Genomic DNA, 21,878 nt, shown 5'->3' on the forward strand with positions numbered 1-21,878 from the left:
CGTCAGAGCTCCCGCCGGTGCTCCAGCGCGCGGCTCATCGTGATCTCGTCGGCGTATTCAATGTCGCTGCCTGCGGGAACGCCGGTCGCGATGCGAGTGATCCTGATTGGGTGTTCGCGGCTCTGGGCGCGATGCAGTTCGTTTGCCAGCCAATGCGAAGTGGCTTCGCCCTCCACCGTTGGCGAGAGTGCAAGAATTGCTTCATCGATCTCCGCCAACCTGTTGAAGAGATTAGCCGTCCGCAGTTGCTCGGGTCCAATCCCATTCAGCGGCGAGAGCGTTCCGTGCAGCACGTGATACACGCCGTTGAAGCCGCGTGTCTTCTCAATGGCGGCGATGTTGGTCGGCTCCTCGACAACGCACACCGTGCGATGAGAGCGCGTGGGCGATGCGCAGTAGATACACGGATCGACGTCGGTGACGTTGTTGCACACCGAGCAGAGCCGGAGTTGCGCTTTCAGCGCGCGGATCGCGTTTGAGAGCGCTTCCGCGTCGGACTCGGGCGAGCGCAGAATGTGAAACGCGAGCCGCTGGGCCGACTTGGCGCCCACGCCTGGCAGCTTGCGCAGCTCGTCAATGAGCCGAGCCATCGGTTGTGCGAAACGTTCCACCGCTTTCAGCTTACTGCGGCGTTGCCGTGGCGCTCCGCTTACCGGCTGCGGCACCCGCAGAGACCAGCAGGCCGAGACCCGGCTTGAGCTGTTTTGCGTCAGTTCCGGCCGGCGACCACGTGTTCGCTATAGCTTGGGCAAGCTTGGCGATGGTGACTTCGCCTTCGTTGTCGACGCTCCAGCCCTGATCTTCGTTGTCGTAGGTGTAGATCGCCATAACGATCGGGCCGGTTTTTGCCGCGACGATGGCGACGTCGGAGCGGGTCGCGTTCAGCGAGCCAGTTTTGCTGGCGATCGCGGAACCTTCTTCGGAGGAGTCCACGCCTTCCAGGTAGCGCGGAACGGTCTCTCGGTAGAACTGGTTTCGCAACATGTCGAGGCCGACGGCGCAGGCCGCCGTTGCTTTCGCAGGATCGATTGTCGGCGTGCCGGGGAGGTTGAGCTGGCAGCGGCCGAGCCGTTCCATCAGGCTGGCGATCTGGCGCGGCGTAGTTTTGCCCAAACCGTACTTCGGCTGATCCGCCGGCATGGGTCCGGTCGCGGGCTTCATCACCTTCTTGTAAAGCCAGGTCTGGTCGAGGCCGAGGGCGAGCATGTCGGCGTCGACCTGTGCCGTTGGGAAGCGGTCGATCATCAGGTTGGTCGCGGTGTTGTCGCTGACGATGACCATCATCGTTGCGACGTCCTTCAGTGTGAGCGTGACCGGCGTGTCGAGGAAGTGCAGAATTCCGGAGCCGGCGACGCCTTCGCCGGGCTGCAGGGTGATCTTGTCGGACCAGTTTGCCTTGCCGAGCGCGACCTGCCGCTCGGCTTCCCAGAGCAGGGCGAGTTTGATGGTGCTGGCGGTCTGGACGACGTGATCGGCGTCGATGGCTGCAGTCTTGCCGGTGTTGAGTTGGATTGCGTAGAGGGCGACTTTGCCGTGGTGCGCGACGGCAATGTCGGCGAGGCGCTCGGGCAGGTCGGCGATCTCTTTCGCCGCGTCGGCCGGCGTTGGGTAGTGAGGTGCCGGCGGCTTTGGGGCGGTTTGGGCGTGGGCGGCTGCGGCGGCGAGGATGGCGCCGAGGGCGATCTGGAGCGGGCGCGGTGTTCTCATCCGAGCAGGTTGTTCAGGTCGAGGCCGCCGAGCATGTCCTGGCTGGCAGATTGCATCTGCTGGTCGGCTTTGCGGCCGGCTTCGTTGATGGCAGCGGTGATGAGGTCTTCGAGCATCTCGACGTCGGAGCCGCTGGCGCTGAGTGCCGTGGGGTCGATCTTGAGGCGAAGGAGTTCTTTGCGGCCGTTGACGCGGGCGGTTACCAGACCGCCGCCGGAGGACGCCTCCGCGACGGTTTGGCTCATTTTCTGTTCCATGCTGGACTGCATCTGCTGTGCCTGTCCGAGCATTTCCTGGAGCTTCGACATGTCCATGGTGCCCCCCTCCGCTTGTTCCGCTAAGTTCTTCTATCTACGAGTGTTCCCATTGAGGGTCGCTGCAAGTTCTTCATCCGGGACAACTTACGCGTAAGTTCCTGTGCACGTTGAACTTGGACGACCAGTCTAAAAACGGGAGAAAGCCTCTATCTCCATTTTAGCGAGCCGCGCCAAATGGTGCGCCAACTATTTGTAATCCGGAAATCATGAGAATTGAGGCGTTTACGTGCACACGCGGGTGCGAAGGGGCTTGACAGCCCGATTGCCAGGTCAGTCTTTGCGAAGGTCGAAGACGTTCGTGATTTCGGCGTTGAACAGACGCTGGGCGGCCTGCACTGTGGGGTGTTCGAGGGCTTTGGCCTGGGCGGAGCCGGTGCGTGGCTTCTTGGGAGCGGCGGTGGCCTTGTTGGCGACGGTGCCGGGAAGGAAGACGAGCTTGAGGCCCGCGCCGCCCTTGTTTGCGATGGCCCCGCGAATGATGGCCTGGGTGTCTGCGCGGAAGATAGTGTTCATCAGCGGCTTGGAAAGCGAGGTCTGAATCTGAACTTCGCCCCTCGTGACGGTCCAGGTGGTCTCTTCGAGCTGTTCGGCGGCCGAGTTCTGCGAGCCGGTGGCGAAGAGGGCTTCGACGGCGGCTGCCTGCAGGGTGCTTGCCTCCGACGAAGGCTCCGCTGTGGCTTGAGCCTCGCGATCCGGCGGTGGTGGCGGTTCGGTGTCGCCGTCCTGCACATTTAGAGCGTCGAGTTCGTAGGAGTCGATGGGCGGGAGGTGAGCGTCGATGCCGGTGGATGGGTCAGGGCCGGTTTTTGCGCCCGGTTGGGCGAGCGGCGGGACGATGCGAGGTCCCGGTCCGACGGAAGGCTTAGGCGCGACTCCCTCAGGGGCTGAGGCCCCGTCCGTTGCAGGGGTGGCGGTGACCGGGCTGAAAGCCGATCCCTCCGAAAGCCTGTTGGCTGGGCTGGGCTGCGGCTGGGCTGGTTTGTCGAATGGTGAGATCGGCCGGGGCGATTTGTCGAAGGGCGATGAATGGACCGGCGGTGCGGCTGGCGTGCTGGTCTGTTCGAGCAGAGAAGCGGCCTTTTCCACTACGGACGCACGGTGTGCATCCTCCGGTTGCGATGACACGGTTGGGGTGGGTGCGGACGAAGCTACCGTGGCCGATATGGGCGAAGGCCGGGTAGGTGCTTCAGGTGAGGGTGCAGTGGCCGGTGCGGGCTGGTTTTGTCCACTCGCACGTCCCTGAAGGACGTGGGGCCCGGATTCCGTTTGGTCCTGGACAGGGGAGTTCGCTGCTTCGGCCTGGGTGGTTTGTGCTGGCGAGCTGGATTGAGGTTTTCCCGCATCAGCGGTGCGCGACGATGGCGTCGGCGTGGCAGGGCGCGGGGCCGGCGTCGGAGTAGCGATGCGGCGCGTGGTGTCGGGCCGCGGGAGTTGGGAGAGGAAGTGCTCCATGGGGAGCAGGCGCTGGAGGTGGACGAGCTTGAGCAGGCCGAGTTCGAGGTGAAAGCGCTGTTCCTGCCGGAAGCCGAGGTCGTCGAAGGTGCGCAGCATGACCTGCATGAAGCGGGTGAGCTCCTCTTCGGTGAAGAGCATGGCGGAGCGTGCGGCGCGGCGGCGTTCGTCGGGGGAGATCTGGAGGAGTTCGGTGTCGGGCGAGTCGGGGGTGAGGTTCGCGATCTTGGCGACGACAGTGTTGCGGAGGTAGCGGACGAACTGCCGGGCGATCTGGGCGGGGGAGTTGCCGGCGTCGAGCAGGCGGTTGGCGGTGGTGAGGACGCCAGAGGCCGAGTTGGCCGAAACGTGTTCGAGTATCTCTTCGAAGACGGTGTTTGGCACGGAGCCCATGAGGTCGCGGATTTCGGCGGCGGAGAGCTGGGGCTTGGCGATGCCACCTTCCTGCACGACGGGAGCGGAGGCGATGGCCTGGTCCATGATGGACAGCGCGTCGCGCATGGAGCCGTCGCCGGCTTCGGCGAGCAGGTCGAGGGCGGCGTCGTCGGCGAGCACGTTCTCGTCGACGGCGATCTTGCGGAGCTGACCGAGGATGTCGTCAAGCTTGACGGCGTGGAAGCTGAAGTGCTGGCAGCGTGAGCGGATGGTTTGCGGGATGTTTTCGGGCTCGGTGGTCGCCATCATGAAGACGATGTGCTCGGGTGGTTCTTCGAGGGTCTTCAGGAGGGCGTTGAAGGCGGCGTCGGTGATTTGGTGCGCCTCGTCAAGGATGTAGATCTTGAAGCGGTCGCGGGCGGGCCGGTAGCGGGCGGCGTCGCGGAGTTCGCGGATCTCGTCGATGCCGCGGTTGGTGGCGGCGTCGATTTCGATGACGTCGACGGCGTTGCCCTGACGGATTTCGCGGCAGCTATCGCAGGTGAGGCAGGGCTCGGGCGTGGGGCGTTCGGGCGAGCCGATGGTGCGCTGGCAGTTGAGCGCGGAGGCCAGGATGCGCGCGATGGTGGTCTTGCCGATGCCGCGATGGCCCGAGAAGATGTAGCCGTGCGCGACGCGACCCTGTTCGAGCGCGTTCTGGAGCGTGCGGGTGACGTGGTCCTGGCCCACGACGTCGCCGAAGCGGAGAGGACGGTACTTGCGGGCTAGAACCTGGTACGGCACAGGGTTAGTTTACTGCCGGGTCGGGACGGCGGAACGGTTGGCGGGCACGAATCGGGGCAGGTGGAGAGTACGCAACTCCGTTGCTGTGATTTCGCTCTAACGGACTGCTAGGAGAGAGACTTTGGCCATATCGAAGGTAGCGTCGAGGATTGTGACAGTGTGTGGTCTTGCCAGCCTGTTTGCGGTTGGAACGGCGGCGAGACCGGCCCAGATCAGCATTGGAGTGAATGTTGGTCCTGCTCCGGTGTGTCCCTATGGGTATTTCGACTATGCGCCGTATAGTTGTGCGCCGTACGGGTACTATGGCCCGGATTGGTTCACGAACGGGGTGTTCATCGGTGCCGGACCGTGGTTCCACGGCGGCCACGGTTTTTACGGACACGTGGACAACCGGTTCGATCCGCGGCGGGGTTACAACGGGCCGCTGCCGGACCGGGGTGAGGGAGCGTTCAATCACTTCCACGGGAACGAAGGGCGAGACGGTCTGGGCCACATAGGGAATCCCGGGCACGGTCCGGAGGGAGAGCACAGCCCCGGATTCGTGGGCGGCGGGCGGCCCGGTGGTGGTGGCCATTTCGGTGGCGGCGGACGCCACTAGAGCTCTGTGTTGGAGCGTCCCGGTCCTTGCGAAAAGGGCCGGGACGTTTCTGTTTTGGGAGCGTTAGAGGTGTACCGAGTACGCGGCCTTCTCCGTGATAGAAAGTAGCGCAGAGCCCGCACGTGGCTCGCTTCTGCCCGACACGTTAGCCCCGCTCTGACACGACGCCGACGTGACCGCGCCGCGCAGAGTCGCGCTCCTATGACAAAGGAACCGGACTATGACTGTGCTTGCCAACCTGGCCAAGTGCTTGCCCCTGTGCGCGCCGAAGAACGCTGGTGCGCGCTCGACGTTTTCATTCTCCAAGGCTGTTGCAGGCGTCGCGTCGGCGTCGCGCGGCGGTGCGGGCAGAGGCAGGCTCCGCTGGCGCGGCCTCGTCACGTTTGCGGGCCTGATTGCGATGGCAGGTCCGGCGATGGCGCATGCGCAGGGACTGCAGGTGAGCTATGGGGCGAAGGGCGTGCAAACGCTGAGCTACGCGGGCGTGACGCTGATGGACGCCGGTGCGCACCCGGAGGACGCGTTTCACATCTGGCACATGAAGTCGACCGACCTGAACGGCAATTTGGTGAACACGGGGCAGTACGGTTGGGGCGAGAGTAACAACGGGACGCAGTGGGACGCGGCCACGCAGACGCAGACGTACTGGTTCCAGTGGGGGTCGATCCGGACGCAGTTTGTGCAGAGCGGCGACACGCTGAATGTGGTGATCACGGAGAGCAACGATGCGGGCTCGGGCGTGATCTTCGACGGCGCCGAGGTGGATGCGCTGACGATGCAGTTTCCGCAGGACCCGAAGGGGTTCTATGGCTACTCGCAGGATGCGATTACGACGACGGGGCCGGGCGTGAGCGTGGCGGATTACGGCCAGGGCGTGGTGACGAGCGTGGTGCCGGACGAGAGTGTGCCGATGTACGCCGGATGGAAGAGCTTGGGCGGCAATGCGTATGTGCCGTTGATGACGACGTCGGCACCGGACGGGCTGGCGACGTTTCTGCCGCGGGTGGATCGTCCGGTGAATCCGGGAGAGACGTTCACGTATACGGTTTCGCTGCGGTTCACGCCTGAGGGAACCGCGGCCGATGCGAGCGATGCGTATGCGAGCTTTGCGAAGACGTATCCGAGCCAGATGACGTGGACGGATCATCGGCTGATGGGGACGGCGTACCTGGCGAGTTCGCCGCAGGGTGCCACGGACAGCACGCAGCCGGGTGGCTTCCCGACGAATCCACGCCGCTACTTCAACGATGCGAGCGTGGATGTGACGACGCGGGCGGGGCTGCAGGCGTTCCAGAACCGCATATTGGCCGTGGCGCAGGCGAATGTTGCGAATGCCAAAGCGATGAATGCGCAAGGCGTGATGACGTGGGACGTGGAGGGCGAGCAGTTTCCGATGAACACGAGTTATGTGTGTTCCCCGGACCAGATTGCGCGGGTTGCGCCGGAGATGGAGTTGCGGGTGCTGGACAAGGGTTCACGGTACTACGGTCAGCGGCTGGATGATGCGTACTTCAAAACGATGACCTCGGCGGGGCTGAAGGTGGGAGTGTGCGTGCGGCCGCAGCAGTTCGTGCTGGCGGGCAACGGAACGGCGAGCCAGAATGACCTCCCGACCAATGCGGCGGTGATTGCGAACCTGGAGAACAAGATCCGGTTTGCGAACAAGCGGTGGGGCGCGACTATGTTCTACGTGGACTCGAGCGTGGATGCGAACGGGGGAACGCTGGACCCGGCGATCTTCCAGAAGCTGATCACGGACATGCCCGGATTCCTGCTGATTCCGGAGGAGAGCACGCCGCGGTATTACGCGTATACGGCACCGTTCTACAGCTTCCTGTTCCACACGGACCTGGGGACGCCGGCGTCGGTGTACCAGTACTACCCGAATGCGTTTGGAGTGAACCTGGTGAACGATGTGGCGGCGTCGACGCTTGAGCAGTACCGGCCGCAGTTGGTGCAGGCGGTGCAGCAGGGCGACGTGCTGGCGGGGATCGTGGACTTCTGGCAGGCGAACGATCCGGTGCTGGTGCAGATGTACATGCAGGCGGGACGGTTCTAGCGCCGAGTGGTGCTGTGAGGGGCGCGGGCATTGCCTGCGCCCTTTTCTGTTCGGCGAGACTACGGCTTGCGGAGGGTGAGCGGGAGGCCGAGTTTCTTGCGGCGTTTGACTTCGGCGGGCGAGAACATGGTGCCGCGGCAGTTGGGGGCGCCGCAGAAGCAGGGCTGGTCGTCCTGGTCGGAGTCGTGGAGGTGGTACTCGTAGGTGAGCTCTTCGCCGGGAGCGATGTTGCGGAGGGCGAGGATGAAGATGCGCTCGTCGACCTCTTCGGTCTGGCAGTTGGGCGAGCAGCAGTGATTGATGAACATGGCGGCGCCGAAGCCGTCGATGACCTCGCCGTTGTCGCCGACGGAGAAGAGGTAGGTGATGTCGCGGTCGGCGTAGCGTTCGTCGGCGGCGGACTTGGAGAGTCGCGGGCCGTCGTACTCGAGGATGCGCGCGCCCTTTCGGATGGGCGTGAGGGTGTAGCAGCCGGCGCCGTGGACGGCGGAGGAGCGGATGAGCAGATCGGGACGCTGGGTGATGCGATCGCGCGAGGCAGGCGGCATGGTGGCGAGTATGTCAGCTAGTTAGCGAGTCAGCAAGTCGGCCGTCAGCCAGTCAGTGGGTGGGCGGCTGGTTCGGTGCGTTCTGTTGCGGGGTGGCTGGTAGTGCTTGCTCGTGGCGGGGGTAGCGCGGCGTTGGTGGCGGGCGTCTAATGAGTTGGTTGAGGGATGCCGGTGGCGAGTGACGCAGGGGTGCGGAGGCTGACGATGCGAGGTGAGTCGGTGCGAGGCTTGGCCTGGATAGGCGTGTTGGTGCTGGGCGGTGTGGGAGTGACGGCTCGGGCGCAGGCGGTGCCGCCGCCGAGCATTTTGAAGGAAGACTGCGCGGTGCTGAAGGGCAAGGCGAAGCAGAAGTGCGAGGCAAAGAACGCGGCGTCCGATGCGCCTGCGGCGGCGGCCAAGGCTCCGGACACGAGCGATATGCCGACCGGGGCGGATGCGGATGTGCCGGGGGAGCTGCCGTCGCCACGGCCCGCGAAAGCTGCCAAGGCCGCAACGAAGCCGGATACGAGTGACATGCCTTCGGGCAAGGATGCGGACCCGCCGGCGGAGTCGATGCAGCCGCTGTTGCCGAATGGGCAGCCTGATCCGCGAGGCCCGCTGCCGAACCCAGCGGGATCGAGCTCTTCGTCGTCGTCCTCATCGAGTTCATCGTCCTCGTCTTCCAGTTCTGCTGCGGACGACGATGATGTGGCTCCGACTACGTCGGGGTCCGACACGCCAGTGAAGTCGGCGACGCTGAAGGATCTGGGCAGCCATGCGGATTCAAGCGCGGCGCGGGTGAAGCTGGAGCAGAGCCGTGTGGCCGACGATCTGAAGGTCGGGCGGTTTTACCTGAACGACGGGAACTTTGCCGGTGCGGAGGCGCGGTTCAAGGATGCCCTGCAGCACAATCCGGACGATCCGGAGGCTCACTTTGCGATGGCGCAGTTGTTGCTGAAGCAGAAGCGAAACCAGGATGCTGCGGTGCAGTTGCGGGCGTACCTGGCGCTTGCGCCGGACGATGAGCATACGAAGGATGCTCAGAAGTTGTTGGCGAAGCTGGGCAAGTGAGGGTGCTGCGGGGCGGTCGCTAATACTGCGGGTTAGACGGTCGCTGTTGCTTCAGTCGCGGACGAGAAGTTCGTCGTCGTAGTCGAGGGGATCGGGCAGGGCGGCCTGCATGGCGCGCAGGTGCGCTGGGATGTGGCTCGCGCTGTCGGATGTTGCGCCGATGCGTGAGGGCGGAGCGGCAGCGGAGGAGGCCGCTTGCTTTCCGCGACCGGGAACAGGGGCAAGTGGATCGATGTGGGTCGCCTGTTCTGTTTCCGCCTCGACCTGGCTTGCCTCCTGAAGGACCTCGTCCAGAAGCAGATAACGGCGAATGTAGCGGAGCGGCTCTTCCGCCGCCGCCATCTCGCGGAGGTGGTAGAGCCACACGTCTTCGCGGTTGGACTGGCGGGTGTGGGCGCGACGCCGGATCTGCTTGATCGAACCGTCGGGGCCCACGCGCTGGTAGGCGAGTGCGGGCTGGATGAAACGGATGCGCTCGCCTTCGCGGAAGAAGTACCTGGCGAAGTCTTGCGAGAAGAGAAGCATGTGGGCGCGACTGCCCTGGGACAGCCACTCAACGGCTTCCATGGCCGTGGTCCAGGGGCGCGCGGTGTGAGATCGAAACCATTTGCGAAATTCGAATCCGTTTTCGCGGGCCTGTGTGATCAGGTGCTGCAATAGCTCAATACGGGTCATGATGCCTGCCGTGTTTCCAGTCCTCGTCGCAAGCTTCGATCGCGGCCGGAAGATGGTCTTAGCCTTCATACTTAGCACGACAGAAGCCGCGCGCGCGCCGACCGAACGATGGAAGCGCAACAAGTGCAAGCGCCTTTGCGTCATAGTTGCAGACCTAGCAAGGAGAAACGTTTGGCTGGACGCGGTTTGAGGGTGGTGGCGGGATGTGTGCTGGCGGGGTTGTTGGGAACGTGCGGTTTGGCACAGGCGCAGCACACGTATCCGTTGAACCTGGACCCGGCGGTGCGCGACGGCTTGCAGCACTTTTACAACCTGGATTACGACGGCGCGGCCCAGCGATTTGAGGCCGTGCTGCGGGCGCATCCGCAGGATCCGATGGCGAACGCGTATGTGCTGATGGTGGTGGAGTTTCGCGAACTGTACCGGCAGGACCTGCTGGACACGACGTACTATGCGCGGGAGAACTTCCTGTCGAGCGGGCGCAAGGTGAGCATCGATCCGGTGGTGCGCAAGCGGATCGAAGACCTGACGGATGGTGCGATTGCCCTGGCGGACGCGCGCATCAAGGCGAATGGGCAGGACAAGGACGCATACTTCGCGCGAGGGTATGCGAAGGGGCTGCATGCGGCGTTCACGACGCTGGCGGACCACAGCTTTGCGGGAGCGGCCCGGCAGGGGTTGAGCAGCCGCAACGATAGTGAGCAGGTGCTGAAGCTGGACCCGGACTACACGGACGCCAAGATGGCGGTGGGCATTCAGCAGTTTGCCGTGGCCAGCCTGCCACGAATGGTGCGCATGCTGGTGGGCATTGCCGGGATTGGCGGGAACAAGGAGCAGGGGTTAGTCCTGCTGCGCGACTGCGCCGAGCACGGGAATGCGACCAAGGTGCAGGCGCAGACGGCGCTGAGCCTGTTTCTGCGGCATGACCGGAGGTATGCCGAGGCTTACGACGTAGCGCACCGGCTGGCGGAGGAGTATCCGCACGACTATTTGTATCGGCTGGAAGAGGCGAACCTGATGAAGGACGCGGGTCGTGGACCGGAGGCGATTGCGATCTATCAGAAGGTGATCGCGGACGCGGGAAAGCCGGGCTACTTTGTGGAGACGCGGCTGCAGCTTGCGCTGTTTGGGCTGGCCGAGACGCAGCGTGGGCAGGGCGACGTGAACGATGCCGCGCAGAACTACGCGAAGGCGGCGCAGCAGCCGAACTGCAGCGACTGGATGCGGAAACGCGCGGAGTTGAATGCGGGCGAGATGCTCGACCTGTTGCACCAGAGGGACGCGGCGGTGCAGCAGTACACGCTGGCGAGCGCGCCGGGTGGAGACCAGTCGCAGACGGGCGAGGCGAAGCGGTATCTGCGAACGCCGTACGCCGGGCGCTAGGACTGCGGCGCGCGGAGCGTGTTGCCCGGTGGCGTTGGGTGACATGTGGGGTTGCGGAACCGCAGCAGGGGAGATTGCGTAGACATCCGTGTGGCGTAGAGTGAGGCCACGGAGGCAAGCGATGGGCGGAACGTTGATGCGATCGCGGTTGGATCGGAAGATCGCCGGGGTTTGCGGCGGGATTGCACGGAACCAGGGCTGGGACAGCAACGTGGTGCGCCTGATCTGGGTGGTGCTGGTGCTGTTTGCTGGAACGGGTGTGCTGGCGTACATCGTGCTGTGGATCGTGCTGCCGGAGGAGCCGTTCGCGCTGCCGCCGTACGCGGGATACCCGCCGCCTCCACCGCAAGGGTACGCGGGATATCCGCCACCGCAGGCGCAGGGATATGCTCCGCCGCAGCATCCGGGGGCGTATCCGCCGCCGCATGCCGGGTCGTATCCGCCGCCGCAGCCACCGGCGCAGTACCCGGGCGGGCCGACACACCAGGGTCCGGTAGAGCCGGGTGGAGGCTCGCAGAACAGCTAGGTTTATGTGTCGGAGTGGATGATCGAAGCGAAGGGGCGCAGGCTGACTGCGCCCCTTTTGCGTTGGCTCGGCTTGAGTGCTGGCGGAGGTTCTGCGTTGCTGCTGCGATAGCCTTGGAGGGTGGACCTGTTGAAGTTGGAAGCGAGTGGACGGCCGTTTGCGGTGTGCGGCGACGAGTTGTGTTGTGTGGGTGGCGGCAGCAGCGTGGAATTGCGGTCGCTGGCGCAGGAGTATGGGACACCGCTGTATGTGTACTCGGGTGACCAGATCGTGGAGCGGGCGCGGATGTTTCAGAACGCGTTTGCCGACCGCGCGCATACGGTTTGCTACGCGGTAAAGGCGAACTCAGCGCTGGGGATTCTTCGATTGCTGGGCGATCAGGGCTGCGGCTTCGACATTGTGAGTGGAGGGGAACTGGCGCGCGTGATCGCTGCGGCCGGGCCGGAACGCGCTCACGAGTGGACCGGACGCGTCGTGTTCAGCGGCGTGGGAAAGACGGCGGAGGAGATGGACTCGGCGCTGGCGGCGGGCATTCTGCAATTCAACGTGGAGAGTGAAGCCGAGCTGGAGCTGCTGGCGGAGCGTGCGGAGCTGTTGCAGCGGAAGGCGCGGTTTGCGCTGCGGGTGAACCCGGATGTGTTTGCGGAGACGCATCCGTATATCTCGACCGGGTTGAGTGCGCACAAGTTTGGGATTGCGATCGGGCTGGCGCGCGGGGTGTATGCGCGGTTCCGCGAGCATGCTTGGCTGGAAGCGACGGGCGTGAGCGTTCACATCGGGTCGCAGATCCGGCAGGTGGAGCCGTTTCAGGCGGCGATGGAGCGGGTGGTTGCGCTGGTACGGGAGCTGCGGGCCGACGGCGCGAACATCCGCACGGTGGACGGCGGCGGGGGACTGGGCATTGAGTACGGCGCGGAGGAGTTCAGCCCGGCGGCGAAGGTGTGCGCGTATGCGAACGCGGTCCGTGCGGCGCTGGGCGATTTGGACGCGCACCTCCTGATTGAGCCGGGGCGCTTCCTGGTGGGGCAGGCTGGGGCGTTGGTGAGCCGGGTGCTGTACACGAAGCGCAATGGCGAGAAGAAGTTCGTGATCACGGACGCGGCGATGAACGACCTGATCCGGCCGGCGCTGTACCAGGCACACCACGAGATTGTGCCGGTGATGCAGGTGGCTGATGCCGAAGCGGAGACGGTGGACGTGGTCGGGCCGGTGTGTGAGAGCGGAGACTTCTTTGCGCGGGATCGCAGCCTGCCGGAGCTGGAGCAAGGTGATCTGGTCGCGCTGCTGGACGCCGGCGCGTACGGGTTGAGTTTGAGCTCGAACTACAACACGCGGCTACGGCCGGCGGAGGTGCTGGTGCGGAGCGGTGAGGCGAAGCTGATCCGGCGCCGCGAGACGTATGAGGAGTTGTTTGCTCCGGAGATGGTGTAGCGATTGCGCCTGACGATGTCAGGCGCAAGTCTTTGTGGCGGGAACGTCTATCTACTTCTGCGCGTCCGGGTAGAGATTGCTGAGCGGTCTGTCGTTGGCCAGGCCCATGGGAATCGAGGGGCGGGGCAGCATGCTGTCGCGCTGCGCGGTGTTGTAGAGGAAGATGGCTTCGATGACGGCGGCCTGCTTCAGGTCGGGCTCGCTGAGGTGGTCGTAGGTGTCGAGGTTCGTGTGGTGGGTGCGACTGTCGTAGTCGCGCGGGTCCTGGATGAACTGGAAGCCGGGCAGCCCGGCGAGCTGGAATGGGACGTGGTCCGTGGAGCCGGTGTTGCGCTGGCTGACGGTGGTCATGCCGAGGTCGGCGATGGGTGCCATCCACTGCTGGAAGATGTCGGAGATGCCGCTGTTGCCTTCGGTGTAGATGCCGAGGAGTTTGCCGGTGCCGTTATCGAGGTTGTAGTAGGCGTCGAGGTTTGCGGCTTCCGGCTTTGGAGTGGGCGGGGTGCTCATGACGCGAAGGAAGTCGGGGATCTCTGGCGCGTCCTTCGCGGCGGGAGCGTAGTGGAAGGTGGCGTAGTGGCTGCCCACGTAGCCCATGGAGCCGTAGAGGCCCTGCTCCTCTCCGCTCCAAAGAGCGATGCGGATGGTGCGGCGCGGGTGGACGTGGAGGGTGTTGAGGATGCGCATGGCTTCCATGGCGACGATGGAGCCGGCACCATTGTCGGTAGCGCCGGTACCGCCGATCCAGCTATCGAGGTGGCCGCCGACGAGGACGACCTGATCTTTGAACTGTGGGTCGGTGCCGGGGATCTCCGCGACGGTGTTGAAGCCTTGGGCGTGCTCGTCGCCGAACTCGGTGTTGGTGGCGAGCTCGACCGTGACGGGGACCTTGTTGCTGAGAAGGCGGTCCATGCGGCCGTAGGCTTCGTCGGAGATCACCTCTTCGGGGACGGCCTGGCGATGCTCTGGCCGGTAGACGTACCAGCCCATGGAGGCGTTGGTGTCGTTGTGGAGGACGCCACCGGAGCCGCCGGGTACCAGGATGGCGGCAGCGCCTTCCGAGGCGAAGAAGGCGCCAGCTCTTTCCTGAAAGCCGAAGTTCTTAATGGCTTCCTGGAACTTGGGGTCGGAGACGGGGAGCACGTCCTGCTCGCTCATGTCGCCGTTGAGCGGGTAGGCGGCGATCTCTCGCAGCTTTGCGGCGTCGTAGTGCTGCATGGCGGGCACCTTGTCGGGATCGACGGTGGGATCGCCGGAGCCGGAGTGACCGTAGAGGACGATCTTGCCGCGGAGCTTGCCCTTCCACTCGGCGAAGTCGGCTTCCTTCTTGAACCCGGGCACCTTGATGACTTCTGCGGTGACGGTGCCGTGGGTGGCAGGGGACCACGGTGTGGCCTGGGCGAGGAAGACGCCGGAAGAGGGTTTGACCATGGCGAGGGACGCGGAGTGCTGCGTCCACGCCATGCCGAAGTCGCCCCAGCTTTCCAGGTGGGCATTGGAGCAGCCCATGGCTTTCAGCTGGTCGGCGGTCCACTGGTTGGCGCGGGCCATAGCGGGCGAGCCGGTGAGGCGCGGGCCGATGTCGTCGAAGAGGGCGCTGGCGTACTCCATAACGTGGGAGTGGAGGAAGCCTTCGTCGCGGATGCGGGCGTACATGTCGAGGTCGATGGCTTCGCGGGCGGGTTGCGCTGCCGGAGACGGCGCTGCGTGCCGCTGCGCAGGCGAGGCGGATGGAACAGCAGCAATGGCGGAGAGAGCGAGCGCGGCGGCAAGCAGGCGATTCCGGGAAGGCATACGTTTGATCGTACCGGCAGGTATGTCGGCATTGCTATACTTCGTTCTGTTGCGCTGGCGTTGAGTCAGCGGCTGCGCTGTGCCGTGATGGCCTGCGCGGGAATGCACGGAAGAGCTGAGGTTTTGGATTATGTCTGGCCACTCAAAATGGGCAACGATCAAGCATAAGAAGGGGGCGGCGGACGCCAAGCGCGGAAAGGTCTTCACCCGGCTGATCAAGGAAATCACGGTGGCGGCGAAGCAGGGCGGCGGCGATCCGGATGGCAATCCGCGGCTGCGGACGGCAATCCTGGCGGCCAAGGCAGAGAACATGCCGGCCGACAACATTAAGCGTGCGGTGCAGCGTGGCACGGGTGAAATCGAAGGCCTGAGCTACGAAGAGATCACCTTTGAGGGCTACGGTCCGGGCGGCGTTGCGGTGATGGTGGACGTGTTGACGGACAACCGGAACCGCGCGGTGAGCGAAATTCGACACGCGTTCAGCAAAAATGGTGGGAACCTCGGCGAGTCTGGCTCGGTCGGCTACATGTTTGCCAAGAAGGGCGTGATCACGCTTGCCAAGGACGCGGCGGACGAAGAGAAGCTGACCGAGATCGTGCTGGAGAGCGGCGCCGAGGACCTGAACGACCAGGGCGAGCACTGGGAGATTGTGACCGGGCCGAAGGAGTTTGAGGCGGTTCGCGATGCGGTGACCGCGGCGGGATTGAAGCCAGAGCACGCGGAAGTCTCGATGGTGCCGTCGACGTATCAGAAGCTGGAAGGCACGCAGGCCAACGCGATGATGCGATTGCTGGATGTGCTGGAAGATCTGGACGATACGCAGAACGTGTATTCGAACTTTGACTTTGACGAGGCGACGGTCGCCGCGTAGGCCGAACACGAATCGGCAACAGGGAACCGCGAGGGCCGCCATGTCGGGCGGCTTTTGCGCGTCATAAGGGATAGGGATGATGGTGGGACGGAAGAGTTGGGCCGCGGCGGCGTTGCTGGTGTGGACGGGTGTGGCGGGAGCGCAGGCGAGGAGCGGCGCGGATGCGGTGCCGGCGCTGGCCAATGCACGGGCCTGGAACGTGGGTGCGCTGTTCCAGGGCGGCAAGGGCGTGACCGAGAATCGCGATGACTTCCAGTTCTTTATGGCTGGAGCGCACGTGGGCAAGGTGCTGACCGGGCAGATCGGGCAGGGTGTCTTCCGCGGGAACTTCGAATACGGGGCGGAGCTGTTTCCGTACTGGCAGTCGAACACGCCCACATTTCAGCGGCAGTACTGCACGCCGACGGTGAACCCGGCGGTGATCCAGTGCTCGGCGCCGTACACGGTGGGTGGAACGTTCCATGGCGTTTCTGTGACGCCCATCATTCTGCGCTGGAACTTTACGCACGGGCGGCGGGTAATGCCGTGGGCCCAGGCGGCGGGCGGCCTGCTCTGGACGAATCATAAGTATCCGGCGTATGGTCAAGGGCCGGTGAATCTGATCAACGATGGATTGGGCTCTGACGCGAGTGTTTGGAATTTCACACCGCAGGGCGGGATCGGGCTGCATTATTTCGTCAAGCCACGGCAGAGCCTGGACTTGAGTGCGAACGGCGTGCACATCTCGTCGGCGAGCCTGGGCGACCGGAACCCGGGGGTGAACGCGAGCGTTCAGTTCTCGATTGGGTATTCGTGGTGGAAGTAGTGGATGTGAGGCAGTAGGGCATTAAGGCCGCGGGAGCGCTCCGGGAGGACACGCAGAGAGCGCGCGCGGTTGAATCAAGACGGGGCTAACAACGCCCGGGCGAGTTGGTTGTGCAGTGGCTGAAGTTCTGGATCGAAGCGATCAGATTGTGGAATGCGTCCCCAATTTTTCCGAGGGGCGGGATGAACAAGTAGTGCGAGAGATCGTCTCAGCGATGCAGGTGCCGGAGGTGCGGCTGCTGGACTGGTCGATGGACGCGGCGCACAACCGGAGCGTGGTGACGGTAGCGGGACCGTGCGAGGCGGTGGCGGAATCGGCCGTTCGCGGCGTGGGCCGGGCTTGCCAGTTGATCGACCTGACACGGCAGAGCGGGGAGCACCCCCGGATCGGGGCTGCGGACGTGGTTCCGTTTGTGCCGGTGCGCGGCATCAGCATGGGCGACGTGGTGAAGCTGGCGCATCGCGCCGGCATGGAGATGTGGCGGCGGTACGGAATGCCGGTCTACTTCTATGAAGCGGCGGCGGTGCGGCCCGACCGGGTGAAGCTGGAAGAGGTGCGGCGCGGGCAGTTTGAGGGCCTGTGCGCGGCGGTGCGGACCGATTCGCGGCGCTGGCCGGATGTGGGTGCGGGAGCGCTGCATCCTACGGCGGGAGCAGCGGCGGTGGGGGCGCGGCAATTTCTGATTGCGTACAACATCTACCTGGATTCGACTGATGTCTCCGTTGCACGGGCGATTGCGAAGCAGTTGAGGGCGGCCGGCGGAGGGATGCCCGGGGTGAAAGCCATGGGAGTCATGGTGGACGGCCGCGCCCAAGTGAGCATGAACCTGACGGACCTGCGGCTGACTCCGGTGGCAGCAGTTCACCGGGAAGTGGGATTGCTGGCGCAGCGGCATGGTGTTCGAATTGCAGAAGGGGAACTGATCGGCCTGATCCCCGAGGCCGCATGTGAGCCAAACGCCGCATGGGTGCGTCAAATACCGCAGTTCCGCTGGGAGCAGAAAGTGCTGGAGGCGCGGCTGGCTTCTCCGCTGGCATGGCCGGGGCTGGTGCGCCCGGTGCTAGCTGCCTGAGCGCCCGGAACGAGGAGTGAAACGGATGAGTTTGAAAAAGACCCTGGAGAGAACGCTGGGCATGGGCATGCTGGTGGGTGCGTGTGCTCTGACGACCAGCGCGCGGGCCGCGCAGTTGAGCGGCGATGCGCGTGGAGCGATTCCGCGTGACGTGCAGCAGTTGATCGTTGTGGATTACCGGGCAATGCAGAACTCCAACGCGGCAATGAGCCTGAAGGACCGGGTGCTGCCGCCGGAGTTGAAGCGACTGGAGACGGCGCTGAAGCAGAGCGGTCTGAAGGTGGATCGGGACACCGATACGCTGGCGTTTGCGGCGTACCGCGTACCTGGTACTGAGAACCAGACGCGCACTCTGGGCATTGCGCAAGGGCAGTTCCAGACGGCGTCGATCCTGGCGAATTTTGCCAAGCAGAAGACGAAGCCGACGATCATCCGCAACAACCAGGTGTACCCGATGGGTGCTGCCGGGTATAGCGTTGTGTTCCTGAACCAGACGACGATGCTGTTTGGAGATGCGAACGCCGTAAAGGCGGGGCTGGATGCACGCGATGGGCTCTCGGGCAGCTTTGTGCAGAATGGCGACATGATGAACGAGATGGCCACTGTGGACCAGAAGAACCTGTGGAGCCTGCTGGACCAGAAGGGCACGCAGACCATGATGCGCGGCGTGCTGGGCGAAGCGGCGAGCCTGACGGACTACGACACGGTGAAGAACCGGATGAAGTCTTCGCGCTACACGCTTGATTTTCAGAACGGTGTGAAGTTCAACATGGCCGTGGTGATGAGTGACACCGTGACGGCGGCGACAGCGGCCACCCTGATGAAGGGCATGGTGCTGTTGCGGAAGACGCAAGGATCGCCGCTGGAACAGGCCACCATGGATGAGACGGCGATCGACTCCAGCTCGGGGACGCTGCAGGTAAGCTATGCGGCGAATGACGGGCAGTTTTCGAGTCTGCTGAGCTCGCCTCTGTTTTCGCAGGTGGTGCGGTAAGACCTCATCTGTAGTTTTGGAGATGCGAACAGCGCAGCCAATTGGCTGCGCTGTTTATGTTTCGGGGCATTGCTGATTGATCAGCTCTACCGCTTCGAGGCTTTTGCAGATGTTGCGCTGGCCTTCTTGGATTTAGAGGAAGTTGTGTCCGCTTCAACGAGTGGGATGCCTTGCTGCTTCATCTTTTGGCGCAGAGCTTTCCAGTCCTGGCGGGTCTTGCGGGCGTAGCTCTCGGCGAAGCGCAGGATGGATTTGCTGAAGCGGCCATTGCTGCCGATGTAGGCGGAGATGGCGGCGGGGTCGCCACCGCGAGCGTGCCCGCGGGCCAGGATTTCGCCGCAGAGGCTGGCGTAGCCCTGCAACATTGCCGGGGTGATGGAGCTGAGGTCGAGCGAAGCCTTGTGATCGTTGAACTGGCGGACAAGGTAGTCGCGGCCGTGAACAGTGGTGTAGCCGAGGAATGGATCGGAGACGAGCTGCATGAGGCGCTGGCCGTCGACCACGCGCTCGCCTTGGTGCGGCGTGCCGGAGGCGGATCGCGGAAGATAGGCGGCGTAGGCGGAGGCCGGCTCCTCTTTGACCTGGAGAAACAGGGGATCGCTGCCTGGACGCCGCGATGAGCCCTCCATGTAGACGACATAGCAGCGAAGGCCGACTGAGCCTGTGCCGACGACGCGAAGGACGACATCGACGGGACGGTACTGCGCGAAGAAGTGGCGACGCTCGGACTGGAGGGTGGCGCCGTAGTGCTCCAGGCCGGCGAGGATGCCATCGCGTTCCAGTTCGGTGACGGCCTGCTGCAAGGGTGGCTGGTGAAGCAGATGACGGGCGCCGCCCGGTGTGGCGGGCTGTGCGGTGAGCTTGTCCAGGAGCCGCTGCGGGGTGCTGCGCTGGGCGATGCGGAAGATGGCCGGGATGGGAGCAAGGTGGGCCAGACGCCTGATCTGGAAGCGAGCGAGCTCGACCACGGGCATGGTGGCGAACTGCTGCATGGCCGTGCTGTAGCTCTGTGTGAAGGTGTCGACGGAGGCCTGACGTGCTTCGCGGTCGAGGCCTGTCTCGCGGCCGGCGAGCAGAAGGCTGGTGGCGAAGCGCTTCACGTCCCACTCGAAGGGGCCCTGGATGGTTTCGTCGAAGTCGTTCAGATCGAAGACGAGCCCGCCGTCCTGGGCGGCGAAGGCACCGAGGTTGGCGACGTGGGCGTCGCCGCAGAGCTGGGTGACGAGACCCGTGTGCGGGTGTGCGGCGAGGTCCGCCGCCATGATGGAGGCGGCTCCACGAAAGAAGCCGAAGGGCGAGGCCGCCATGCGCTGGTACTTGAGCGGAATCAGCGAGGCGATGCGCCCGTGCATGGAGGCGGAGAGGACCTGAAGAGGGTCGGAGGCGCAGCGCTTGGCGTCGAGATCGCCGAGATCGGAGCGGGAGCAGTGCTTGCGCGCGAGCACGCCGACGGAGCGCCTCTCGGCCTGGGTGAGTGAAGCCATCTTTTGGAGAGTACTGCGGTTTGTCGTTGCCAGCTTTCTCTTGTTAGATCTACATTGTGGTGGTAATGGTCGGAGAGTTTGAATACCTCGTGCTTACCGCTGTGGCCCGTCTTGGAGACGAGGCCTACGGAGCTGCGATTCGCCGCTTGCTTGCCGCGTCGGGAAGGCAGGCGTCGATCGGTGCGCTATACACCACTTTGGACCGCATGGAAGCTAAGGGACTCGTGCAGACGTGGATGGGCGAGGCCACAGCAGAGCGGGGCGGACGGGCCAAGCGCATGGTCAGGCTGACTCCGAATGGTGTGCGCGAAGCGAAGGAGTTCTTTCGGACCGTGACACGGGTGAGCCGGGGAGTGGCATGGGCGGAATGATGAGCCTGTCGACGAGGGTTGCGGATGCGACGCTGCATGCGCTGATGCCGCTGTTGGAAGCGAGCGAGCGCGAGGCTGTGCTGGGCGACCTGCTGGAGGAAGGGCAGAGCGGGTGGGCCGTAGTGGCCGCTGTGGGTGGGCTGTCCGGTCGCCGAATCCTGAGCCGGCTGCGCCGCGGTGAGGCCCTGGTGCCGGTGAGCGACGCTGCTGTGTCTTCAGAAAGTATGGGCGTGGAAACGTGGCCGGAGTGGGTGTTGCCGCTGGCCGTGGGCTTGATTGCGGCGACTTGCGTGGTGGCACTGCTGGTGCCGCCGCGCGCGCATGCGCTGTCGTGGCCAGGGGTGATGTCGCGGTCAGCGTTTCTGCTGGGAGTGGCGGCGTTCGCGGCGTTAGGAGCGGTGGCGCTGCTGCATCGAGCGTACCGGGAGTACTTCCGGAGGCCGGGCGCGACGCTGCTGGCCTGCGCGTGGAGTGCGGCAATCTGGATTCCGCTGTTGCTGCTGGTCTGGTCGGAGCATGCGATCTGGGCTGTGCTGGCGCCGGTTCCGATTGCAGCAGTGGTGGCCAGCTTTGCCAAGCGAAAACAGGCTGCGGAGCGGGTGTGGGACGCGGAAGCGGTAACAGGGCCGGAGCCGATGTTTGCAACCGGAGCGCAGATGAGCGCGTTGCGGCTGGCACGGCTGGCAGTTGTTACGGCGTTGCTGATGCAGGCACTTGTGCTGGCGGCGGTTTGCCGCGCGGTTCCGCTGGTGTGTTCGCTGGTGATCCTGACGACGGCCTGCCTGGCATGGGGATTTACACCGGTGCGGGCCCGAGAGGGTTCTGCGGCTCCGGTGCGGGCACAGATCGCCGTGCTGCCGTGTTTTCTGCTGACATGCCTGGCTCTTACGCCGTTCTTGCAAATGGGGTTGCAGATGGGAGGGCTAAGCTCTGTGGTTCTGGCGAACCCATTGCGTGGGGCGCCGCAACTGAAGCCCATCAACACAAAGGTGTATTCGGGCGTGGTGCTGATGGCGCCGCCGTTGCCAAAACGCAAGTTGCTGCTGAGTCCGCCGAGAGCGGTGCTGGGCGGCGTGGTGCGACTGGCACATCCGCTGGTGATCCCATTCGACGGAGCGTACTGGTACTTTCAGGCTCCGGCAACCGGCCCTACGCGGGGAGCCAAGGTGCAACGCGGCGATCCGACCAAGGAGCACGTCCATTCGAGTGACTGGACTCCCCTGGAAATGGAGGCTCACCAGCACCTGGGCAAGCGGCTGGACGCGAGTTGCTGCAGAAGCATGTCCGTCGCGCTGGTGAATGCGGATACGCGGGTGGGTCTGATCCAGGTAGAGGCCCGTTTACGGGACATGACGGGAAGACAAGCGAAGACAGTAAGCCTGGGAACGGTTCCGATCCGGTCCAGTATCGGGAGGGCGATCTCTACCGGCAGGGCAAACGTGGCGGAGACGTTGCATTTTCCGATCGCGGGCGAGGCCGCATCAGCAAGATTCGACGAGATCACGCTTGTCTTCAAGCTGGCACCTGGCCGTGAGTTGGCTGGAGCCAGAGTGCAGGTGTCGAGCTTTACGCTGCAGCCGTAA

20 protein-coding genes are annotated in these 21,878 nt (G+C 64.4%); 12 read left to right on the forward strand and 8 right to left on the reverse strand.

Annotation, left to right across the window (positions count from 1 at the left end):
• Positions 1 to 2: 2 nt before the first annotated feature.
• The 4 genes from recR to dnaX all read right to left on the reverse strand — a co-directional run bounded on the left by recR (position 3) and on the right by dnaX (position 4,634).
• Positions 3 to 611 (reverse strand): recombination mediator RecR, encoded by a 609-nt coding sequence (gene recR, locus OHL12_RS03590; RefSeq protein ID WP_263412467.1) that lies wholly within the window; start codon positions 609 to 611, stop codon positions 3 to 5.
• A gap of 10 nt (positions 612 to 621) precedes the next feature.
• Entirely contained in the window at positions 622 to 1,707 is a 1,086-nt protein-coding gene (locus tag OHL12_RS03595; RefSeq protein WP_263412468.1) for a serine hydrolase, read from the reverse strand.
• Positions 1,704 to 2,021 carry a YbaB/EbfC family nucleoid-associated protein gene (locus OHL12_RS03600; RefSeq protein ID WP_263412469.1) on the reverse strand — a complete coding sequence of 106 codons (318 nt, stop codon included), beginning with the start codon at positions 2,019 to 2,021 and terminating at the stop codon, positions 1,704 to 1,706. The genes OHL12_RS03595 and OHL12_RS03600 overlap by 4 nt, the downstream gene beginning before the upstream one ends.
• A gap of 273 nt (positions 2,022 to 2,294) precedes the next feature.
• Positions 2,295 to 4,634, reverse strand: coding sequence for a DNA polymerase III subunit gamma/tau (dnaX, locus tag OHL12_RS03605; protein WP_263412470.1), 2,340 nt, complete (start codon positions 4,632 to 4,634; stop codon positions 2,295 to 2,297).
• A 121-nt stretch (positions 4,635 to 4,755) separates the two neighbouring features.
• On the opposite strand from dnaX, the gene OHL12_RS03610 reads away from it, so the two are divergent.
• Together OHL12_RS03610 and OHL12_RS03615 are read left to right on the forward strand one after the other, a co-directional pair.
• Positions 4,756 to 5,232, forward strand: coding sequence for a hypothetical protein (locus tag OHL12_RS03610; protein WP_317889797.1), 477 nt, complete (start codon positions 4,756 to 4,758; stop codon positions 5,230 to 5,232).
• A 220-nt stretch (positions 5,233 to 5,452) separates the two neighbouring features.
• Entirely contained in the window at positions 5,453 to 7,291 is a 1,839-nt protein-coding gene (locus tag OHL12_RS03615; RefSeq protein WP_263412471.1) for a hypothetical protein, read from the forward strand.
• Between the two features lie 59 nt (positions 7,292 to 7,350).
• Here OHL12_RS03615 and OHL12_RS03620 read toward each other — a convergent pair whose 3' ends face one another.
• Positions 7,351 to 7,839 carry an SET domain-containing protein gene (locus tag OHL12_RS03620; RefSeq protein ID WP_263412472.1) on the reverse strand — a complete coding sequence of 163 codons (489 nt, stop codon included), beginning with the start codon at positions 7,837 to 7,839 and terminating at the stop codon, positions 7,351 to 7,353.
• 219 nt (positions 7,840 to 8,058) lie between these two features.
• On the opposite strand from OHL12_RS03620, the gene OHL12_RS03625 reads away from it, so the two are divergent.
• Positions 8,059 to 8,889, forward strand: a complete 831-nt coding sequence (locus tag OHL12_RS03625) for a tetratricopeptide repeat protein (protein ID WP_263412473.1) — start codon at positions 8,059 to 8,061, stop codon at positions 8,887 to 8,889.
• Between the two features lie 51 nt (positions 8,890 to 8,940).
• Here the strand turns inward: OHL12_RS03625 and OHL12_RS03630 are convergent, their stop codons facing one another.
• A complete protein-coding gene (locus OHL12_RS03630) occupies positions 8,941 to 9,564 on the reverse strand; it encodes a hypothetical protein (RefSeq protein WP_263412474.1) in 624 nt (207 codons plus the stop codon).
• Between the two features lie 171 nt (positions 9,565 to 9,735).
• On the opposite strand from OHL12_RS03630, the gene OHL12_RS03635 reads away from it, so the two are divergent.
• The 3 genes from OHL12_RS03635 (at position 9,736) to lysA (ending at position 12,904) form a co-directional block, all read left to right on the forward strand.
• A complete protein-coding gene (locus tag OHL12_RS03635) occupies positions 9,736 to 10,947 on the forward strand; it encodes a tetratricopeptide repeat protein (RefSeq protein WP_263412475.1) in 1,212 nt (403 codons plus the stop codon).
• A 121-nt stretch (positions 10,948 to 11,068) separates the two neighbouring features.
• Positions 11,069 to 11,473 carry a PspC domain-containing protein gene (locus OHL12_RS03640; protein ID WP_263412476.1) on the forward strand — a complete coding sequence of 135 codons (405 nt, stop codon included), beginning with the start codon at positions 11,069 to 11,071 and terminating at the stop codon, positions 11,471 to 11,473.
• 129 nt (positions 11,474 to 11,602) lie between these two features.
• Positions 11,603 to 12,904, forward strand: a complete 1,302-nt coding sequence (lysA, locus tag OHL12_RS03645; protein WP_399260580.1) for a diaminopimelate decarboxylase — start codon at positions 11,603 to 11,605, stop codon at positions 12,902 to 12,904.
• A 51-nt stretch (positions 12,905 to 12,955) separates the two neighbouring features.
• Here lysA and OHL12_RS03650 read toward each other — a convergent pair whose 3' ends face one another.
• Complete coding sequence (locus OHL12_RS03650; RefSeq protein WP_263412477.1) at positions 12,956 to 14,698, reverse strand: M28 family peptidase; 1,743 nt, start codon at positions 14,696 to 14,698, stop codon at positions 12,956 to 12,958.
• A 130-nt stretch (positions 14,699 to 14,828) separates the two neighbouring features.
• Here OHL12_RS03650 and OHL12_RS03655 point away from each other — a divergent pair, with 130 nt between their 5' ends.
• The 4 genes from OHL12_RS03655 to OHL12_RS03670 all read left to right on the forward strand — a co-directional run bounded on the left by OHL12_RS03655 (position 14,829) and on the right by OHL12_RS03670 (position 18,440).
• Entirely contained in the window at positions 14,829 to 15,569 is a 741-nt protein-coding gene (locus OHL12_RS03655; protein WP_263412478.1) for a YebC/PmpR family DNA-binding transcriptional regulator, read from the forward strand.
• A 76-nt stretch (positions 15,570 to 15,645) separates the two neighbouring features.
• Positions 15,646 to 16,374: an acyloxyacyl hydrolase gene (locus tag OHL12_RS03660; protein ID WP_263412479.1), complete on the forward strand. Its 729-nt coding sequence runs from the start codon at positions 15,646 to 15,648 to the stop codon at positions 16,372 to 16,374.
• Positions 16,375 to 16,522: 148 nt separating this feature from the next.
• Complete coding sequence (gene ftcD / locus OHL12_RS03665; RefSeq protein ID WP_317889833.1) at positions 16,523 to 17,446, forward strand: glutamate formimidoyltransferase; 924 nt, start codon at positions 16,523 to 16,525, stop codon at positions 17,444 to 17,446.
• Positions 17,447 to 17,471: 25 nt separating this feature from the next.
• The gene (locus OHL12_RS03670; RefSeq protein WP_317889798.1) at positions 17,472 to 18,440 is read left to right on the forward strand and encodes a hypothetical protein; all 969 of its coding nucleotides are present in this window, start codon (positions 17,472 to 17,474) and stop codon (positions 18,438 to 18,440) included.
• Positions 18,441 to 18,526: 86 nt separating this feature from the next.
• Here the strand turns inward: OHL12_RS03670 and OHL12_RS03675 are convergent, their stop codons facing one another.
• Positions 18,527 to 19,924, reverse strand: a complete 1,398-nt coding sequence (locus OHL12_RS03675) for a DUF2252 domain-containing protein (protein ID WP_263412480.1) — start codon at positions 19,922 to 19,924, stop codon at positions 18,527 to 18,529.
• A gap of 65 nt (positions 19,925 to 19,989) precedes the next feature.
• On the opposite strand from OHL12_RS03675, the gene OHL12_RS03680 reads away from it, so the two are divergent.
• Together OHL12_RS03680 and OHL12_RS03685 are read left to right on the forward strand one after the other, a co-directional pair.
• On the forward strand, positions 19,990 to 20,295 hold the full coding sequence (locus tag OHL12_RS03680) for a PadR family transcriptional regulator (RefSeq protein WP_263412481.1): 306 nt from the start codon (positions 19,990 to 19,992) through the stop codon (positions 20,293 to 20,295).
• Positions 20,283 to 21,878 carry a hypothetical protein gene (locus tag OHL12_RS03685; RefSeq protein ID WP_263412482.1) on the forward strand — a complete coding sequence of 532 codons (1,596 nt, stop codon included), beginning with the start codon at positions 20,283 to 20,285 and terminating at the stop codon, positions 21,876 to 21,878. Before OHL12_RS03680 ends, OHL12_RS03685 begins: the two co-directional genes overlap by 13 nt.

It is taken from the genome of Terriglobus aquaticus, from assembly GCF_025685415.1.
GTDB lineage: Bacteria > Acidobacteriota > Terriglobia > Terriglobales > Acidobacteriaceae > Terriglobus > Terriglobus aquaticus.

Excerpts from the sequence above, each read along its gene's own strand:
- OHL12_RS03595 (WP_263412468.1), bottom strand. The coding sequence starts at position 1,707 with ATGAGAACACCGCGCCCGCTCCAGATCGCCCTCGGCGCCATCCTCGCC.
- OHL12_RS03600 (WP_263412469.1), bottom strand. The coding sequence starts at position 2,021 with ATGGACATGTCGAAGCTCCAGGAAATGCTCGGACAGGCACAGCAGATG.
- OHL12_RS03615 (WP_263412471.1), top strand. The coding sequence starts at position 5,453 with ATGACTGTGCTTGCCAACCTGGCCAAGTGCTTGCCCCTGTGCGCGCCG.
- OHL12_RS03620 (WP_263412472.1), bottom strand. The coding sequence starts at position 7,839 with ATGCCGCCTGCCTCGCGCGATCGCATCACCCAGCGTCCCGATCTGCTC.
- OHL12_RS03630 (WP_263412474.1), bottom strand. The coding sequence starts at position 9,564 with ATGACCCGTATTGAGCTATTGCAGCACCTGATCACACAGGCCCGCGAA.
- OHL12_RS03640 (WP_263412476.1), top strand. The coding sequence starts at position 11,069 with ATGGGCGGAACGTTGATGCGATCGCGGTTGGATCGGAAGATCGCCGGG.
- OHL12_RS03650 (WP_263412477.1), bottom strand. The coding sequence starts at position 14,698 with ATGCCTTCCCGGAATCGCCTGCTTGCCGCCGCGCTCGCTCTCTCCGCC.
- OHL12_RS03655 (WP_263412478.1), top strand. The coding sequence starts at position 14,829 with ATGTCTGGCCACTCAAAATGGGCAACGATCAAGCATAAGAAGGGGGCG.
- OHL12_RS03660 (WP_263412479.1), top strand. The coding sequence starts at position 15,646 with ATGATGGTGGGACGGAAGAGTTGGGCCGCGGCGGCGTTGCTGGTGTGG.
- OHL12_RS03670 (WP_317889798.1), top strand. The coding sequence starts at position 17,472 with ATGAGTTTGAAAAAGACCCTGGAGAGAACGCTGGGCATGGGCATGCTG.
- OHL12_RS03675 (WP_263412480.1), bottom strand. The coding sequence starts at position 19,924 with ATGGCTTCACTCACCCAGGCCGAGAGGCGCTCCGTCGGCGTGCTCGCG.
- OHL12_RS03680 (WP_263412481.1), top strand. The coding sequence starts at position 19,990 with ATGGTCGGAGAGTTTGAATACCTCGTGCTTACCGCTGTGGCCCGTCTT.
- OHL12_RS03685 (WP_263412482.1), top strand. The coding sequence starts at position 20,283 with ATGGGCGGAATGATGAGCCTGTCGACGAGGGTTGCGGATGCGACGCTG.